General features: G+C 73.2%; 12 protein-coding genes and 1 riboswitch. Of the genes, 10 read left to right on the top strand and 2 right to left on the bottom strand.

Going from position 1 to position 16,329, the window contains the following annotated elements; genetic code table 11:
• Positions 1-132 precede the first annotated feature (132 nt).
• From ACYVKX_RS22765 to ACYVKX_RS22750, 4 genes are read left to right on the top strand one after another with little or no spacing between them, the layout of a single operon-like run.
• A complete protein-coding gene (locus tag ACYVKX_RS22765) occupies positions 133-1,116 on the top strand; it encodes an endonuclease/exonuclease/phosphatase family protein (protein WP_460835988.1) in 984 nt (327 codons plus the stop codon).
• 24 nt (positions 1,117-1,140) lie between these two features.
• Entirely contained in the window at positions 1,141-2,325 is a 1,185-nt protein-coding gene (locus ACYVKX_RS22760) for a cysteine desulfurase family protein (RefSeq protein ID WP_460835987.1), read from the top strand.
• Positions 2,322-3,401 carry a tRNA 2-thiouridine(34) synthase MnmA gene (mnmA, locus tag ACYVKX_RS22755; protein ID WP_460835986.1) on the top strand — a complete coding sequence of 360 codons (1,080 nt, stop codon included), beginning with the start codon at positions 2,322-2,324 and terminating at the stop codon, positions 3,399-3,401. The genes ACYVKX_RS22760 and mnmA overlap by 4 nt, the downstream gene beginning before the upstream one ends.
• Positions 3,398-4,381: a uroporphyrinogen decarboxylase/cobalamine-independent methonine synthase family protein gene (locus ACYVKX_RS22750; RefSeq protein ID WP_460835985.1), complete on the top strand. Its 984-nt coding sequence runs from the start codon at positions 3,398-3,400 to the stop codon at positions 4,379-4,381. Before mnmA ends, ACYVKX_RS22750 begins: the two co-directional genes overlap by 4 nt.
• A 97-nt stretch (positions 4,382-4,478) precedes the next feature.
• Here the strand turns inward: ACYVKX_RS22750 and ACYVKX_RS22745 are convergent, their stop codons facing one another.
• Positions 4,479-6,074: an MFS transporter gene (locus tag ACYVKX_RS22745; protein ID WP_460835984.1), complete on the bottom strand. Its 1,596-nt coding sequence runs from the start codon at positions 6,072-6,074 to the stop codon at positions 4,479-4,481.
• Positions 6,075-6,098: 24 nt separating this feature from the next.
• Positions 6,099-6,689: a TetR/AcrR family transcriptional regulator gene (locus tag ACYVKX_RS22740; protein ID WP_460835983.1), complete on the bottom strand. Its 591-nt coding sequence runs from the start codon at positions 6,687-6,689 to the stop codon at positions 6,099-6,101.
• Positions 6,690-6,872: 183 nt separating this feature from the next.
• Between ACYVKX_RS22740 and ligA the strand changes: the two genes are divergently transcribed.
• The 6 genes from ligA (at position 6,873) to ACYVKX_RS22710 (ending at position 16,323) form a co-directional block, all read left to right on the top strand.
• Complete coding sequence (gene ligA, locus ACYVKX_RS22735; RefSeq protein ID WP_460835981.1) at positions 6,873-8,951, top strand: NAD-dependent DNA ligase LigA; 2,079 nt, start codon at positions 6,873-6,875, stop codon at positions 8,949-8,951.
• A gap of 58 nt (positions 8,952-9,009) precedes the next feature.
• Complete coding sequence (locus ACYVKX_RS22730) at positions 9,010-10,989, top strand: NAD(P)-binding protein (protein ID WP_460835980.1); 1,980 nt, start codon at positions 9,010-9,012, stop codon at positions 10,987-10,989.
• Positions 10,990-11,032: 43 nt separating this feature from the next.
• Positions 11,033-11,332, top strand: coding sequence for an Asp-tRNA(Asn)/Glu-tRNA(Gln) amidotransferase subunit GatC (gene gatC / locus ACYVKX_RS22725; protein ID WP_460835979.1), 300 nt, complete (start codon positions 11,033-11,035; stop codon positions 11,330-11,332).
• Positions 11,332-12,852 carry an Asp-tRNA(Asn)/Glu-tRNA(Gln) amidotransferase subunit GatA gene (gatA, locus tag ACYVKX_RS22720; protein WP_460835978.1) on the top strand — a complete coding sequence of 507 codons (1,521 nt, stop codon included), beginning with the start codon at positions 11,332-11,334 and terminating at the stop codon, positions 12,850-12,852. Before gatC ends, gatA begins: the two co-directional genes overlap by 1 nt.
• Complete coding sequence (gatB, locus tag ACYVKX_RS22715; protein ID WP_460835977.1) at positions 12,849-14,342, top strand: Asp-tRNA(Asn)/Glu-tRNA(Gln) amidotransferase subunit GatB; 1,494 nt, start codon at positions 12,849-12,851, stop codon at positions 14,340-14,342. The genes gatA and gatB overlap by 4 nt, the downstream gene beginning before the upstream one ends.
• A gap of 210 nt (positions 14,343-14,552) precedes the next feature.
• Positions 14,553-14,679: riboswitch (cobalamin riboswitch) on the top strand.
• Between the two features lie 39 nt (positions 14,680-14,718).
• A complete protein-coding gene (locus ACYVKX_RS22710; protein WP_460835976.1) occupies positions 14,719-16,323 on the top strand; it encodes a prenyltransferase/squalene oxidase repeat-containing protein in 1,605 nt (534 codons plus the stop codon).
• Positions 16,324-16,329 lie beyond the last annotated feature (6 nt).

The following is a 16,329-nucleotide window of genomic DNA, read 5'->3' as shown; positions in this document are numbered from 1 at the left end:
TCATCACAGCGCAATTGCGCCGGAATGGCAGCCGGGCCGGGGCAAGGACTGCCACAACAGCGCAATTGCGCCGACTTGGCAGTCGGAACAGCCCAGGCACTGCCCCCACGACTGACCGCTAGGTTCGACCTCGTGCGTGCGCGGGTGCTGGTGTTCTGGGCAGTCGTGGTCGTGCTGCTCGTGCCGGCGGCCGCGCTGACCTTCGCCCGGGTGGTCGAGCCCGACGCCGGGTTCTGGATCCGGCTCGAGGCGTTCACGCCCCTGGCGCTCGTCCTGTACGCCGCCGCGGCCGTCCTGCTGGGCGTCCGGCTCCTCGTCCGGCGCCGGTGGCGCTCTGCCGCTTCGAGGGCGGCGACCGGCGTCCTCGTGCTCGCCCTGGCCGGGCTGGGCCTGCACGCGTGGTGGTTCTCCCCGCAGGTGACCGGGGCGAACCCGCCCGCGGCCGAGGGCGCCGAGCCGATCGTGGTGATGACCGCGAACATCTCCTCCGGAGCCGGCGACCCGGTCGAGGTGGTCCGGACGGCCAGCGAGGACGGCGTCGACCTGCTGGTCGTGCAGGAGATCACCGAGGCCGACCTCGCCGACATGGAGCGGGCCGGGCTGGCCGATCTGCTGCCGTACCGGGTCGGCGAGCCGGCGTACGGCGGCGACGGGACCATGGTGTTCTCCCGCACCGAGCTCGGGAAGGGCGTCCCGCTCGGCACCCTGCGCGGCGGGTGGGTGGTGTCGATGGGCGATCTGACCGTGGTCGCGGTCCACGCGTGGGCGCCGACCGAGCCCGACGCCTGGCGCGACGACCTCGCGACAGTCCGGGCGGCGGTGGCGGAGAACGACCCCGACCTGGTCGTCGGCGACTTCAACGCGACCGCCGACCACGCACCGATGCGGGCGCTCGCCGACGACGGCTACCGCGACGTCGGCGAGCTCGCCAACCAGGGCTGGCAGCCGACCTGGCCGGCCAGCGGGCGGGTGAGCCTGCTCGGCGTGCCGATCCCGAGCCTGGCCCAGATCGACCACGTGCTGGTCGGGCCGCGGCTGGCCGCGATCGGGATGCGCATCCGGGAGATCCCGGGCAGCGACCACCGGGCGGTCCTGGCCGAGGTGGCGCGCAAGTAGCGGCCGGATACGCTGGTCGGCGGCATGACTGCGTTTGATCCCGGCCGGACCGCCTACCTCGACCACGCTGCGACCACCCCGATGGTCCCCGCAGCCGTCGAGGCCATGACGGCGCATTTGCGCCAGGTTGGCAATCCGAGCTCGCTGCACGCCTCCGGCCGGCACGCCCGCCGGGTCGTCGAGGAGTCCCGCGAGACGATCGCGCAGGCGCTGGACTGCCGCCCCGGGGAGGTCGTCTTCACCTCCGGCGGCACCGAGGCCGACAACCTCGCGGTCAAGGGTGTCTACTGGTCCCGCCGCGCCGAGGACGCTCGCCGTACCCGCATCCTCAGCACCACCGTCGAGCACCACGCCGTGCTCGACCCGCTGCACTGGCTGGCCGAGGCCGAGGGTGCCGAGGTGGAGCTGCTGGACGTCGACGAGCGCGCCGTGCTCGACGTCGCCGCGCTGCGGGTCGCGGTCGGGCGCGACCCCGCCTCGGTCGCGCTGATCTCGGTGATGTGGGCCAACAACGAGGTCGGCACGCTCCAGCCGATCGAGGACATCGTCGCGATCGCCGCCGAGCACGGCATCCCGGTCCACACCGACGCCGTCCAGGCCGTCGGGCACGTGCCGGTCGGCTTCGCCGCCTCCGGCGTGGACGCGCTGACGCTGACCGGGCACAAGCTCGGCGGGCCGTACGGCGCGGGCGCGCTGGTGGTGCGCCGCGAGCTCGCGGTCAGCCCGCTGGTGCACGGCGGCGGCCAGGAGCGCGACATCCGCAGCGGCACGCTGGACACCCCGGCGATCGCCGGGTTCGCGGCCGCGGTCGAGCTCGCGGTCAAGCACCAGGCCGAGTACGCCGCCCGGGTCGCCGCGCTGCGCGACGACCTGGTCCGCCGGGTGGTCCGGGTCGTGCCCGACGCACACCTGCACGGTCACCCCGAGAGCCGGCTGCCCGGCAACGCCCACCTCGGCTTCCCCGGCTGCGAGGGCGACTCGCTGCTGATGCTGCTCGACGCCCGCGGCATCGAGTGCTCGACCGGCTCGGCCTGCTCCGCCGGCGTGCCCCAGCCGTCGCACGTGCTGCTCGCGATGGGGTGCGACGAGGTGCAGGCGCGCCACTCGCTGCGCTTCTCGCTCGGCCACACCACCACCGCGGCCGACGTCGACGCCGTGGTGGAGGCGATCGGGCCTGCGGTCGAGCGCGCCCGGGCAGCGCGCGCATGAGAGTCGTCGCCGCCATGTCCGGCGGCGTCGACTCCGCCGTCGCCGCGGCCCGCGCGGCCGAGGCCGGCCACGACGTCACGGGCATCCACCTCGCGCTGTCGCGCAACCCGGCGTCGTACCGCTCCGGCGCCCGCGGCTGCTGCACGATCGAGGACGCCAACGACGCCCGTCGCGCGGCCGATGTCATCGGGATCCCTTTCTACGTCTGGGATCTGAGCGACCGGTTCCACGAGGACGTGGTCGAGGACTTCATGGACGAGTACGCCGCCGGGCGGACCCCCAACCCGTGCCTGCGGTGCAACGAGAGGATCAAGTTCGCGGCGGTGCTGGACCGGGCGCTCGCGCTGGGCTTCGACGCCGTAGCGACCGGCCACTACGCGCAGCTGCGCACCGGCCCCGATGACCTCGTCGAGATGCACCGCGCGGTCGACCACGGCAAGGACCAGTCCTACGTGCTCGGCGTGCTCGACCAGGAGCAGCTGCGGCACTCGCTGTTCCCGCTCGGCGACTCGACCAAGGCCGACGTGCGGCGCGAGGCCGCCGAGCGCGGACTGCTGGTGGCCGACAAGCCGGACAGCCACGATATCTGCTTCGTCGCCGACGGCGACAACGCCGGCTGGCTGCGCGAGAGGCTCGGCGACCGCGCGCCCAACCACGGCGGCGCGATCGTCGACGAGTCCGGCTCCGTGGTGGGCAGCCACGAGGGGACGTACGCCTTCACGATCGGCCAGCGCCGCGGCCTGCGGCTGGGCGTCCCGGCCGCGGACGGCAGGCCGCGGTTCGTGCTCGACATCGAGCCGGTCTCCGGCACGGTCACGGTCGGCCCGCGCGAGCGGCTGGCCGTCCACCGGCTCACCGGCATCCGGCCGCGCTGGTGCGGCACCGTTCCGCAGTCGCTCGACGGGACCGTGCAGCTGCGGGCCCACGGCGAGGAGCTTCCGGCGCGGGTGCGCGTCGGCGAGTCCGTCGACATCGAGCTGCTGGCGCCGGCGTACGGCGTCGCGCCGGGGCAGGCCGCGGTCCTGTACGACGGCAGCCGGGTGGTCGGCTCCGCGACGATCGCGGCGACCGCATGACGCTGGCAACTGGCGTCGGGTCGATGCCCGGCGAGGACTTCGACGAGGCCCTGCGCATCGTGCTGGGTGAGTTGCCCGACCTCCCGCACCTGCCCGAGGTGCCCGGCCGCGGCGCGACCGCGAGCATGACCGGCCGTGGGCTGGCCGTGGTCGCCGAGCTCGGCGCCGACCTCCAGCCGGCCGGCTGGCGGCTGACCGGCGGGGGCGACGGCGTCGACCACCGCCGCGCGCGCAGCCTGCTGGCCCAGGACCTGGACGCGCTCGAGGAGCAGGCGCAGGGGTACGCCGGACCGCTCAAGGTCCAGGTCGCCGGACCGTGGACGCTCGCCGCGACCGTCGAGAGGCCGCGCGGCGACAAGGTGCTCGCCGACCGCGGTGCCCGCCGCGAGCTGGCCCAGGCGCTCGCCGAGGGCGTGCGCGGCCACGTCGCCGACGTACGCCGGCGGCTGCCGGGCGTCGACCGGCTGGTCGTCCAGGTGGACGAGCCGGCGCTCGCGGCCGTGCTCGCGGGCCAGGTGCCGACGGCGTCCGGCTTCAACAAGCACCGCAGCGTCGACCTGCCCGAGGCGGCGCAGGCGCTGGCGTGGGTGCTCGGCGCGGTGGCGGAGTCGGGCGCCGAGCCGTGGGTGCACTCGTGCGCGCCGGCGACTCCGCTCGGGCTGCTCCGCGGCGCGGGAGCGGTCGGGCTGTCCGTCGACCTCGCGGTGCTCTCGGCCGCCGACCACGACGCGCTCGCCGAGGCGCTCGAGGCGGGGGAGACGATCGCGCTCGGCGTCGTACCCGGTGTCGCGCCGGCGACCGAGCCGAGCGACGCCCACGTCACCGAGTCCGTGCTGCGCTGGCTCGACATGCTCGGCCTCGACCCCGGCGAGGTGTCCGACCGCCTCGTGGTCACCCCGTCGTGCGGGCTGGCCGGCGCGACGCCGGCCTGGACGCGCACGGCGCTGACGCTGCTGCGGACAGCCGCCGGCAGCCTCTGATCGCCATGGCTCGCTCGGCGACCTCGATCTCGATCTCGCCGCGCTCGTCGAGGCGCTGGAGGACCAGCTGTCCTAGCCGGTCCTCCAGCCTCCGGCGTCAGCCCACGTGCGCCGGCGCGCCCTCGGGGCCGTCGGTCGCGAGCTCCTCGTGCTTGACGTTGAGGAAGACCCAGATCGCGAGCGAGCCGAGCGCGATCAGGCCGGCGCCGACGAGGAACGCCGACGTCGCGCCCTCGGTGAACGCGCCGACGAAGGCCAGCCCGCCGGCCTGGTCCACCGGCACGCCCCGGGCGACCAGATCGCCGGCCAGCGCGTTCCGGGTGCCCTCGGACGCATTGAGGGCGACCGTGCTCAGGACCGCCAGGCCGAGCGCGCCGCCGACCTGCTGCATCGTGTTGAGCACGCCGGAGCCGATGCCGGAGTCCTCGGCGCGCACGTGGTGCACCGCGGACAGCGTCAGCGGCACGAACGTGAGGCCCATGCCGATCGACATCAGCACGACGAACGGGAAGACCGACGCCCAGTAGTTCACGTCGGAGCCGAGGCTGCCGTCGGGACCGAGCGCCATCAGGTCCGCGGCCGAGTCCGGCACGGAGAGCCGGGAGAACCCGATCAGGGCGACCATCGCCAGCAGCGTGCCCACGCCGGCGATGAAGCGCGGATCGACCCGGCTGGCCAGGTTCGACGAGAGCGTCGCGCCGATCACGATGCCCACCGAGAACGGCAGGAACGCGATGCCGGTGTGCAGCGGGCTGTAGCCCACGACCAGCTGGATGAACAGGCTCAGGAAGTAGAACATCGAGAACATCGCCGCCGGCACCAGCGCCATCACCAGGAAGCTGGTGGCCCGGGTGCGGTTGGCGAAGATCCGGACGGGCAGCAGCGGGTGCTCCACCCGGGACTCGATGAACGCGAACACCCCGAGCAGTACGACGCCGGCGGCCAGGGCCGCGATGGTCCAGGTGTCGCCCCAGCCGTACTGCTCCTCGCCGGCGCGGGTGAACCCGTAGACCAGGCCGAGCAGGCCGAGCGTGCCGGTGATGGCACCGGGGACGTCGAGCTCGCCGGGGTGCGACTCGGACTCGTTGAGGAAGCGCGGTGCCAGGGAGGCGGCGACCAGGCCGATCGGGACGTTGATGAGGAAGGTCCAGCGCCAGCCCTCGAGGCCGAGGATCGGGTCGAGGCCGGTCAGCCAGCCGCCGAGGATCAGGCCGACGGCCGCGCCGGCGCCCGACATCATGGCGTAGACCGCGAACGCGCGGTGGCGCGCCGGGCCGGCCGGGAACGTCGTGGTGATCAGCGCCAGCGCGGCGGGGGAGGCGAGCGCGGCGCCGAGGCCCTGGAGGCCGCGGGCGGCGAGCAGCAGGGCCTCGCTCTGGGCGAGGCCGCCCAGCAGCGAGGCGATCGCGAAGACGGCGAGACCCGTCATGAAGATCCGGCGGCGGCCGTAGAGGTCGCCGAGCCGGCCGCCGAGCAGCAGCAGGCCGCCGAAGGCGAGGGCGTAGCCGGTGACGATCCAGGTCAGGTTGGCGTCGCCGATGTTGAGGTCGCTGCCGATGTAGGGCAGCGCGATGTTGGCGATGGAGGCGTCGAGCACCACCATCAGTTGGGCGATCGAGATGAGCACCAGCGCCCATCCCAGGTGCAGCTTCCTGCCGGAGTCGGTGCTCTCGGCGGTGGCCACGTCGGTCATCAGGGAGTTTCCTTCGGTCGAGGGTCAGTGGGAGGCCGCACCGCGGGTCGCGGCCGGCAGGAGGATCTGGTCGATCACGCGGGTGATCAGGTCGGCGTCCGGTGTGTCGCCGAGGACGAAGACGCGGTGCAGGACGATGCCGGCGAGTGCCGGCTCAAGCAGGGAGAGGTCGGCGTCCACGCTGACCTCCCCGCGCTCGCGGGCACGCTCCCAGATCTGCTGGGAGACGGCGATCTTGGGGCCGACCACCCGCTCGCGGAACTCCGCGGCGAACTCGGCGTCCCGGGCGATCGCGGTCAGGATGGCCGCGAACATGGCGACCGAGTGCGGGTCGCCGACACCGCCGGCGGCGCACATCAGGCAGCGCAGGTCCTCCCGCAGGCTCCCCGTGTCGGGCGTCTCGGTCGGGCCCTTGCTGTGCTGGAGCGCGTCGACGACCAGGCTGACCTTGCTGGCCCAGCGCCGGTAGAGCGTGGCTTTCGAGGCCTTCGCCCGGGCCGCCACGGCGTCCATCGTGAGCCGGTCGTAGCCGACGTCCGCGAGCACCTCGAGGGTCGCGTCGAGGATCTCCTGCTCGCGGTCGCCCTCGACGCGGGGGCGCTCGATCGGCGTCATCGGATGATCCCTTCGGCGCTACCTGGATGAAACGGAACGGTTTCGTTTCATCCGGAACAGCGTAGGCACGCCCCGCATTCCGGTCCAACCGAGATTCCTCGGACTTCTTCCCGGCAGGTGGCGAAGTGGTCTGGACCGGAGCGTGGGCGGTGCCGGTCAGCTCCGACCGGCACAATGCGTCCCATGACCGACCCGCGCGAGGAGCACCGCCTGATCGCCGAGCAGGTCGAGGACGCGCGCTGGCGCTACTACGTCCTCGACAGCCCCACGCTCGACGACGCCGAGTTCGACCGGCTGATGCGGCGGCTGGAGGAGCTCGAGGAGGAACTCCCCGAGCTGCGGACGCCGGACTCGCCGACGCAGCGGATCGGCGGCGCGGTCTCGACGGAGTTCACCCCGCATCCCCACCTCCAGCGGATGGAGAGCCTCGACAACGCGTTCACCTTCGAGGAGCTCGAGTCCTGGCACGCCCGGCTCGCCCGCGACGGGGTGGCCGACCCGGCGCTGCTGTGCGAGCTCAAGGTCGACGGCCTGGCGATCAACCTGCTCTACGAGGACGGCCGGCTGGTGCGCGCCCTCACCCGGGGCGACGGCACCACGGGCGAGGACGTCACGCCCAACGTGAGGACGATCGACGCCGTACCCCACCGGCTGACGGGCACCGAGGAGTTCCCGGTGCCGGCGCTGATCGAGGTGCGCGGCGAGGTGTTCCTGCCCGTCGAGGCGTTCCTGAGGCTCAACGACTCGCTGCTCGAGGCCGGCAGGGCGCCGTTCGCGAACCCTCGCAACTCCGCCGCCGGCTCGCTGCGCCAGAAGGACCCGCGGGTGACCGCGAGCCGCGCGCTCGGCATGGTCTGCCACGGCGTCGGCGCCCGCCGGGGCTTCGAGCCCACGGCGCAGTCGCACGCCTACGAGGCGCTCGCGGCCTGGGGCCTGCCGGTCTCCGAGCAGGTGCGGGTGGTGCCGACGCTCGAGGACGTCGAGGCGTACGTCGCCGACGCCGGCGAGCGCCGCCACACGATCGTGCCCTACGAGATCGACGGGGTCGTCGTGAAGGTCGACGACGTCGCGCTGCAGCGCCGGCTCGGGTCGACCAGTCGGGCGCCGCGCTGGGCGATCGCGTTCAAGTACCCGCCCGAGGAGGTCAACGCCAAGCTCCTCGAGATCCGGGTGAACGTCGGGCGCACCGGCCGGGTCACGCCGTACGGCGTCATGGAGCCCACCAAGGTCGCCGGCTCGACGGTCGAGAACGCCACGCTGCACAACTTCCACGAGGTCGAGCGCAAGGACGTCCGCCCGGGCGACACGGTGATCCTGCGCAAGGCGGGCGACGTGATCCCGGAGATCCTCGGGCCGGTGCTGGCGCTGCGTCCGGAGGGGCTCGAGCCGTGGCGGCCGCCGACGACCTGCCCGTCCTGCGGCACCCGCCTGGTGCAGCAGAAGGAGGGCGACAAGGACATGCGGTGCCCCAACCACGAGAAGTGCCCGGGCCAGGTGCGCGAGCGGGTGTTCTTCGTGGCGGGTCGCAACGCCTTCGACATCGAGGGGCTCGGGTACGAGGCGGCGGTCGCGCTGCTGGACGCCGGGGTGATCGCCGACGAGGGCGACGTCTTCGGGCTGACCGGCGACGACCTGCTGCGCACCGAGCTCTTCACCCGGGCGGCCAGGAAGGACGAGGAGGGCGACCGGGTGCTCTCGGCCAACGGCCAGCGCCTGCTCGACAACCTCGGGGACCGCAAGCAGGTGCCGCTGTGGCGGGTGCTGGTCGCGCTCTCGATCCGGCACGTCGGGCCGACCGCCGCCCGCGCGCTGGCGACCGAGTTCGGCTCGATGGCCGCGATCCGGGCCGCCATCCGCGACGGAGCAGAGGAGCAGCTCGCCGCCGCCGAGGGCGTCGGCCCGACCATCGCCGAGGCGGTCATCGAGTGGTTCGGCGTCGACTGGCACGTCGAGATCGTCGACAAGTGGGCCGCGGCCGGGGTCTCGATGGCCGACGTGCGCGACGAGTCCGTGCCGCGCACGCTCGAGGGGCTGACCGTCGTGGTCACCGGCTCGCTGGTCGACTTCAGCCGCGACTCCGCCAAGGAGGCGATCCTCGTCCGCGGCGGCAAGGCCGCCGGCTCGGTGTCGAAGAAGACCGACTACGTCGTGGTGGGCGAGAACGCCGGCTCCAAGGCCGACAAGGCCGAGCAGCTCGGCGTACCGATCCTCGACGAGGCGGGGTTCAAGGCCCTGCTCGACGGCGGTCCGGACGCCCTCTGACCCTGGTGGACGTCGTCCGGACGGGTGGAGACTGTCCCTGACCGGAAGGGGAGTCCGCATGGCCGGCTACACCGACGACGAGCTGGGGATGGGCCGCGCCATCACCCGACGGGACTTCCTCGACGGGGTCGCGGTCGGGGTGGGCGCCGCGGCGGCCGGCGGCCTGGTGCTGGGCGGCGCCGGGCAGGCATCCGCAGCCCCGCCCGGTGGCGGCGGGTCCCGCCGGCGCTACTACCCGCCGACCGGGCGCGGGCTGCGCGGACAGACGGCGGCGGCGTTCGCCGTCCCCCACGCCCTGCGCGACGGCACGTTCTGGGACGACGCCCCCGAGCCGCACCACACGGGCGAGAAGTACGACCTGGTCGTGGTCGGCGGCGGCATCAGCGGCCTGTCCGCGGCGCGCTACTACCAGAAGGAGTTCGGCAGGAAGAGCCGGATCCTGGTGCTCGACGCACTGGAGGACATCGGCGGTCACGCCCGGCGCAACGAGTACCGCACCACCGGCCGGACCCTGCTGAGCTACGGCGGCTCGCAGTCGATCGAGTCGCCGTCGACGTACGCACCGCCGGCGCGGGACCTGCTCGTGGACATCGGCATCAGGGTCGAGCGGTTCGAGAAGTTCTTCGACGCCGGCTTCAACGCCCGCCACGGCCTGGGGCGGGGGCTGTTCTTCGACGAGGAGTCCTGGGGCCGCGACCACCTGACGACCTGGCAGGGCGGCACCCCCTACTCCACGATCCTCGCGGACGCCCCGATGGCCGACCAGGCCAAGGCCGATCTGTCCGCGATCTACGACGACCCCCAGGACTGGATGCCCGGCCTGAGCGACGCCGAGAAGAAGGACCGGCTGGCCGAGATCACCTACCTCGACTACCTGCGCGACCACGTCGGCGCGCACGACGACGCGCTGAAGTTCCTGCAGACCACGCCCAACGGCAACTGGGGGTACGGCGCCGACGGGGTCGGGGCGCTGGACGCGTCGGTCGAGTTCGTCGGGTTCGACGGCCTGGGCCTGGACTGGAGCGGTGACCCGGACCCGCGCATCGCCCCGACCGGGCACAAGCTCTGGACCTCCGAGGACGACTACATCTACCACTTCCCCGAGGGCAACGCCGGCGTCGTCTACTCGCTGGTGCGGAAGATGATCCCGCACGCGATGCCCGGCAAGGGGATGGCGAGCATCCCGAACAACCGCCTGCAGTACGACCAGCTCGACCGGCGTACCAACGACGTGCGGATCCGGCTGAACTCGCCCGCGGTGCGGGTCCGGCACGAGGGCGACCCGCGGGACGCGCGGCGGGTCCAGGTGGCGTACGTGCGCAAGGGCCGGCTCGAGACCGTGCGCGCCTCGCACGTGATCCTGGCGTGCAACAACCAGATGATCCCCTACCTCACCCGGGAGATCTCGGCCGAGCAGCGCCGGGCGCTCAAGGACGCCGGCCGCCTCGCGCTGATGTACACCAGCGTCCTGGTGCGCAACTGGAAGGCGTTCGACAAGCTCAAGGTCGCGAGCGTTCGCTACCCCACCGGTTACTGGGGCAGCGTCGCGCTCGACTTCCCGGTCAGCATGGGGCGCTACGAGTTCCCCGACCACCCGCGGGAGGCGACCGTCCTGCATCTCGCGAAGTCGGTCTGCAAGCCCGGCCTGCCGCCCCGCGAGCAGGGCGCCGCCGGGCGCGTCGAGCTGATTCAGACCAGTTTCGCCACCCTCGAGCGGCAGCTCCGCGACCAGCTGGCCCGGGCCCTCGGCCCGGGCGGGTTCGACCCGGCCCGCGACATCGAGGGCATCACCGTCAACCGCTGGGGCCACGCCTACGCCTACGAGTACGGGCGGCCGTGGGACGAGTTCTGGCCGTACGGCGAGCTGCCGAGCCACGTCGCCCGGAAGGGATGGGGCCGGATCGCGATCGCCAACACCGACTCGGCCCCACGCGCCTACGTCGACTCGGCCATGGACATGGCCTGGCGCGCCGTACGCGAGCTCGCCGGGAAGCCCAGCGACATCGTCTCCCGCGGGGTGGACGGCATCGCGTTCTGAGGTCGCTGGAGGGACGGGACGGGCGCGCTCCTAGGATTGGCCCATGCCTGAGATCACCCGAGACGAGGTCGCCCACCTGGCGAACCTCGCCCGGATCGACCTGTCCGACGCGGAGCTCGACCACCTGGCGCCGCAGCTGTCGGTGATCCTCGAGTCGGTCGCCTCGATCAGCGGCGTCGCCGGCGACGACATCCCGCCGACCTCGCACGCGCTGCCGCTCACGAACGTCTTCCGCGAGGACGTCGTGGTGCCCGGCCTGACCCCGGAGCAGGCGCTGGCCGGTGCCCCCGAGGTCGAGGAGCAGCGCTTCTCCGTGCCGCGGATCCTGGGCGAGGAGCAGTGATGACGGACTGGACGCGGACGACCGCGGCCGAGATGGCCGACGCCCTCGTGGCCGGCGAGACGACGTCGGTCGAGCTGACCCGGGCCGCCCTGCGCAGGATCGAGATGGTCGACGGTCAGGTGCACGCCTTCCTGCACGTCGACGCGGAGGGCGCACTCGCGCAGGCGGCGGAGTCCGACGCGCGCCGGGCCGCGGGCACCCCGCTGTCCGTGCTGGACGGCGTGCCGATCGCGGTGAAGGACGTGCTCGCCACCGAGGGCCTGCCGACGACGTGCGGGTCGAGGATCCTCGAGGGCTGGATCCCGCCGTACGACGCCACCGTGGTGCGCCGGCTCCGCGAGGCCGGCCTGCCGATCCTCGGCAAGACCAACATGGACGAGTTCGCGATGGGCAGCTCGACCGAGCACTCGGCGTACGGCGCCACGCACAACCCGTGGGACCTCGACCGGATCCCGGGCGGCTCGGGCGGCGGCTCGGCCGCGGCCGTGGCCGCCTTCGAGGCCCCGCTCGCGATCGGCACCGACACCGGCGGCTCGATCCGCCAGCCGGGCGCCGTGACCGGCACGGTCGGCGTGAAGCCGACGTACGGCGGGGTGTCGCGCTACGGCCTGGTCGCGCTCGCCAACTCCCTCGACCAGGCCGGACCGGTGACCCGGACCGTGCTCGACTCCGCGCTGCTGCACGAGGTGATCGGCGGGCACGACCCGCTCGACTCCACCAGCATCGACCAGCCGCTGCCGCCGTTGGTCGAGGCGGCGCGCCTCGGCGCGGGCGGCGACCTGTCCGGGCTGCGCGTCGGCGTCGTCACCGAGCTCGCCGGCCATGAGGATGGGCAGAGCGGCTGGCAGCCGGGCGTGATGGCCCGCTTCCGGGAGTCGGTCGACCTGCTGGTCAAGGCCGGCGCCGAGGTGGTCGAGGTCTCCTGCCCGACGTTCGTGCACGCGCTGGCGACGTACTACCTGATCCTGCCGGCGGAGGCGTCGAGCAACCTCGCGAAGTTCGACGCGATGCGCTACGGCCTGCGGGTCTGGCCCGCCGACGGCGCCAGCGCCGAGGAGGTGATGCGCGCGACCCGCGACGCGGGCTTCGGCGACGAGGTGAAGCGCCGCATCATCCTGGGCACCTACGCGCTCTCCAGCGGCTACTACGACGCCTACTACGGGCAGGCGCAGAAGGTGCGCACGCTGATCTCGCGCGACTTCGACGCGGCGTTCGAGCAGGCGGACGTGCTGGTCTCGCCGACCGCGCCGACCACGGCGTTCAGGCTGGGGGAGAAGCTCGACGACCCACTCGCGATGTACCTCAACGACCTCGCGACGATCCCGGCCAACCTGGCCGGCGTACCCGGGATCTCGGTGCCGAGCGGCCTCGCCGACGAGGACGGCCTGCCGGCCGGCTTCCAGATCCTGGCGCCGGCGCTGGCCGACGACCGCTGCTACCGCGTGGGCGCCGCGCTCGAGGCGCTGCTGCACGACCAGTGGGGCGGCCCGCTCGTCCCTCCCGAGGAGAATCTCGCATGAGCGACACCCTGGTGGCCTTCGACGACGTGCTGGCGTCGTACGACCCGGCGATGGGCCTGGAGGTCCACGTCGAGCTGAACACCGCGTCGAAGATGTTCTGCGGCTGCCCGACCGGGTTCGGCGCCGAGCCGAACACCCAGGTGTGCCCGACCTGCCTGGGCCTGCCAGGCGCGATGCCGGTGGTGAACCGCATGGCCGTGGAGTCGGCGATCCGGATCGGGCTGGCGCTGAACTGTGACATCGCGCAGTGGTGCCGGTTCGCGCGGAAGAACTACTTCTACCCGGACATGCCGAAGAACTTCCAGACCTCGCAGTACGACGAGCCGATCTGCTTCGACGGGTGGATGGACGTGGAGGTGGACGGTGAGACCTTCCGCGTCGAGATCGAGCGCGCGCACATGGAGGAGGACACCGGCAAGTCGCTGCACGTCGGTGGCGCCACCGGCCGCATCCACGGTGCCGACCACTCGCTGGTCGACTACAACCGCGCCGGCATCCCGCTGATCGAGATCGTCACCAGGCCGATCCTCGGGGCGGGCGCGAGGGCGCCCGAGGTGGCGCGGGCCTACGTCGCCCAGCTGCGCGACCTGATCGTCGCGCTCGGCGTCTCCGACGCGCGCATGGACCAGGGCTCGATCCGCGCCGACGTGAACCTCTCGCTGTCGCCCCGGGGCTCCGGCATCCTCGGGACCCGCACGGAGACCAAGAACGTCAACTCGCTGCGGTCGGTCGAGCGCGCGGTCCGCTACGAGATGTCCCGCCATGCCGGCGTACTGGATGCGGGGGGGAGGATCCTCCAGGAGACCCGGCACTGGCACGAGGACACCGGCGTCACGACCAGCGGCCGGGAGAAGTCCGACGCCGAGGACTACCGCTACTTCCCCGAGCCCGACCTGGTGCCGGTCGCGCCGTCGCGGGAGTGGGTCGAGGAGCTGCGCGGCACGCTGCCCGAGAACCCGACCGCCCGCCGGGCGCGGCTGCAGGCGGACTGGGGCTTCTCCGACCTGGAGATGCGCGACACCGTCGGTGTGGGTGCGCTCGACTCCATCGAGCAGACCATCGCCGCCGGCACCACGCCGCAGGCGGCGCGGAAGTGGTGGCTCGGCGAGCTCGCCCGTCGGGGCAACGAGCAGGGCGTCGAGGTCACCGCACTCGCGGTCACCCCGGCCGACGTCGCGCGAGTGCAGGCGCTGGTCGACGAGGACACCCTCAACGACAAGCTGGCCCGCCAGGTCTTCGACGGGCTCTTCGCCGGCGAGGGCACCCCGGACGAGATCGTCGCCGCCCGCGGGCTCGCGATCGTCTCCGACGAGGGCGCGCTCTCGACGGCCGTCGACGCCGCGATCGCCGCGAACCCCGACGTTGCCGCGAAGATCCGCGACGGCAAGGTGGCCGCCGCCGGCGCCCTCATCGGCGCGGTGATGAAGCAGATGCAGGGCCAGGCCGACGCCGGCCGGGTCCGCGAGCTGATCCTGGAGAAGCTGCAGTAGCGCGACTCGGCGCAAGTTGCCCGCCGTAGGGGTGCGACTCGGCGCAAGTTGCCCGGCGTGTGGGTGCGACTCGGCGCAAGTTGCCCGGCGTGTGGGCAAGACGCGCCGACTCGACACCGTTGCGCGGGCAAGACGCGCCGAGTCGGCGTCCCTGGGTGGGCAAGACGCGCCGAGTCGGCGAGGGGGATGGGGGGATATGCTGCGGCCACCAATCAACATCGCGCCCGCAGTGGGGGAAGCCGGTCCGAAGCCGGCGCTGACCCGCAACCGTAGGCCCGCCTCCCGTCTCGACGGGGAGCGAGCGAGCCGGAGTACCTGCTGCGAAGCGTCCCGAATACGCGCTGTCGAGGGATCTGCAGCCGCGGGAAGGAACACCATGCGTCCCATCGTCCGAGGGGTCGCGGCACTGCTGGCCGCGCCCGCCCTCGTCCTCCCGGCGCTCGTCGCCACGTCCGCGCCGGCCACGGCCGCGACCGACTCCGGACCGGCCACCGCGGCCGGCTACTGGCTCGGCGCCCAGCTCCAGGGCGGCCTGGTGCGCAACCAGGAGTACGACTACGACGACATCGGCGGCACCATCGATGTCGCTCTCGGCCTCGACGCGGCCGGCGCGCCCGCCTCGGTCGTCGAGACCATCAGCGACGCCGTGGCCGCGAATGTCGGCGGCTACATCGGCACCGGCGGCGAGGAGTACGCCGGCTCGACGGCCAAGGCGGCGGTGCTCGCTCGGGCGGCCGGCGACGACCCGACCGACTTCGGCGGCGTGGACCTGATCGAACGGCTCGAGGGGCGGGTCCTGACGACCGGCGCGACGGCCGGCCGGACCCAGGACCAGAGCCAGTACGGCGACTACGCGAGCCCGTTCGGGCAGGTCTACGCAGTCCAGGCGCTCGAGGCCGCCGGGAGCGGCCTGACGGACTCGGTGACCGGCTTCCTGCTGGACCAGCAGTGCGCGGCCGGCTTCTTCCGCGGCTCGTTCGCGGCCGTCGACGCCGCCGACCAGACGTGCGACGGCGGCAACGGCCAGCCGAGCGTGGACGCGACCGCGCTCGCGATCCAGTCGCTCCAGTCCCAGCTCGACGACACCGATGTCGCCGCCGCGGTCGCCGCCGCCGTCGCCTGGCTGGCGGGCGAGCAGAACGCCGACGGCTCGTTCGGCTCGGACCAGGCGATCCCGACCGGGAACGCCAACAGCACCGGCCTCGCGGCGTACGCCCTCCTGATCTCCGGCCAGGACCGGGCCGCCGCCGAGGCCGCGGCCTGGCTGCGCGCGCGGCAGGCCGCCAACGTCGCGAACTGCGTCTACTACGACCAGACCGCGGTCGGAGCCGTCTTCTACGACGGCACCGCCCAGGAGGCCGGGTCGGGCACGGCCCTCACCGGCGGGCTCCTCGACCAGACCGTCCGGGCCACCGCCCAGGCGCTCCCGGGCCTGCTCGCCGCGCAGGACGGCGACCCGAGGGCGATGTTCACGGCCGAGTACGTCAGGGCCGGTGGCAGGAAGCCGGTCGGCGTCGTCGACGCCGCCCCGGGAGAGGCGGTCTGCGCGATGCTCGGGGAGCAGTCCGTGCTGGCCTACGCCGACGCCACCGGTGCGGCGAGCCCGCGGATCAGGATCCCGGCGAGGACCGCGACCAGCAGGGTCGAGGTCGCCAACGCATCGGGCGTCTTCGACACCGTGAGGATCAACGCACTCGGCGCGAAGAGGCTCGCCGTCTCGCTCACGAAGAGGGTCGCGGCCGGCACGAGGCAGACCGTCAAGGTCACCGGCCTCGCCCCCGGCGAGACGGCCAGCATCAAGGTCAGGTGGCCGAGCCGCAAGGGCAGCGTGTCGGGCGCCGGCGCGGGCGGTCAGGCCAACCGCAAGGGAGTCTTCAAGACCACGGTCACGGTGCCGAACCGGCCGGGCCGGGCGAAGGTGCGGGTCGTGGGCGCGTTTCCCGACCGCAAGGCGAAGACCTCCTTCACCGTCACCCGCTGACGTGCT

This window comes from Nocardioides hungaricus (genome assembly GCF_054782915.1).
The sequence above is the reverse complement of the archived record's forward strand: the minus strand, read 5'-3'. Positions and strand labels throughout refer to the sequence as shown.

Coding starts and splice junctions, on each gene's coding strand:
- ACYVKX_RS22740 (WP_460835983.1), bottom strand. CDS start 6,689: ATGACGCCGATCGAGCGCCCCCGCGTCGAGGGCGACCGCGAGCAGGAG.
- gatA (WP_460835978.1), top strand. CDS start 11,332: ATGACGGACTGGACGCGGACGACCGCGGCCGAGATGGCCGACGCCCTC.
- ACYVKX_RS22745 (WP_460835984.1), bottom strand. CDS start 6,074: ATGACCGACGTGGCCACCGCCGAGAGCACCGACTCCGGCAGGAAGCTG.
- ligA (WP_460835981.1), top strand. CDS start 6,873: ATGACCGACCCGCGCGAGGAGCACCGCCTGATCGCCGAGCAGGTCGAG.
- gatB (WP_460835977.1), top strand. CDS start 12,849: ATGAGCGACACCCTGGTGGCCTTCGACGACGTGCTGGCGTCGTACGAC.
- ACYVKX_RS22750 (WP_460835985.1), top strand. CDS start 3,398: ATGACGCTGGCAACTGGCGTCGGGTCGATGCCCGGCGAGGACTTCGAC.
- ACYVKX_RS22710 (WP_460835976.1), top strand. CDS start 14,719: ATGCGTCCCATCGTCCGAGGGGTCGCGGCACTGCTGGCCGCGCCCGCC.
- gatC (WP_460835979.1), top strand. CDS start 11,033: ATGCCTGAGATCACCCGAGACGAGGTCGCCCACCTGGCGAACCTCGCC.
- ACYVKX_RS22760 (WP_460835987.1), top strand. CDS start 1,141: ATGACTGCGTTTGATCCCGGCCGGACCGCCTACCTCGACCACGCTGCG.
- ACYVKX_RS22730 (WP_460835980.1), top strand. CDS start 9,010: ATGGCCGGCTACACCGACGACGAGCTGGGGATGGGCCGCGCCATCACC.
- mnmA (WP_460835986.1), top strand. CDS start 2,322: ATGAGAGTCGTCGCCGCCATGTCCGGCGGCGTCGACTCCGCCGTCGCC.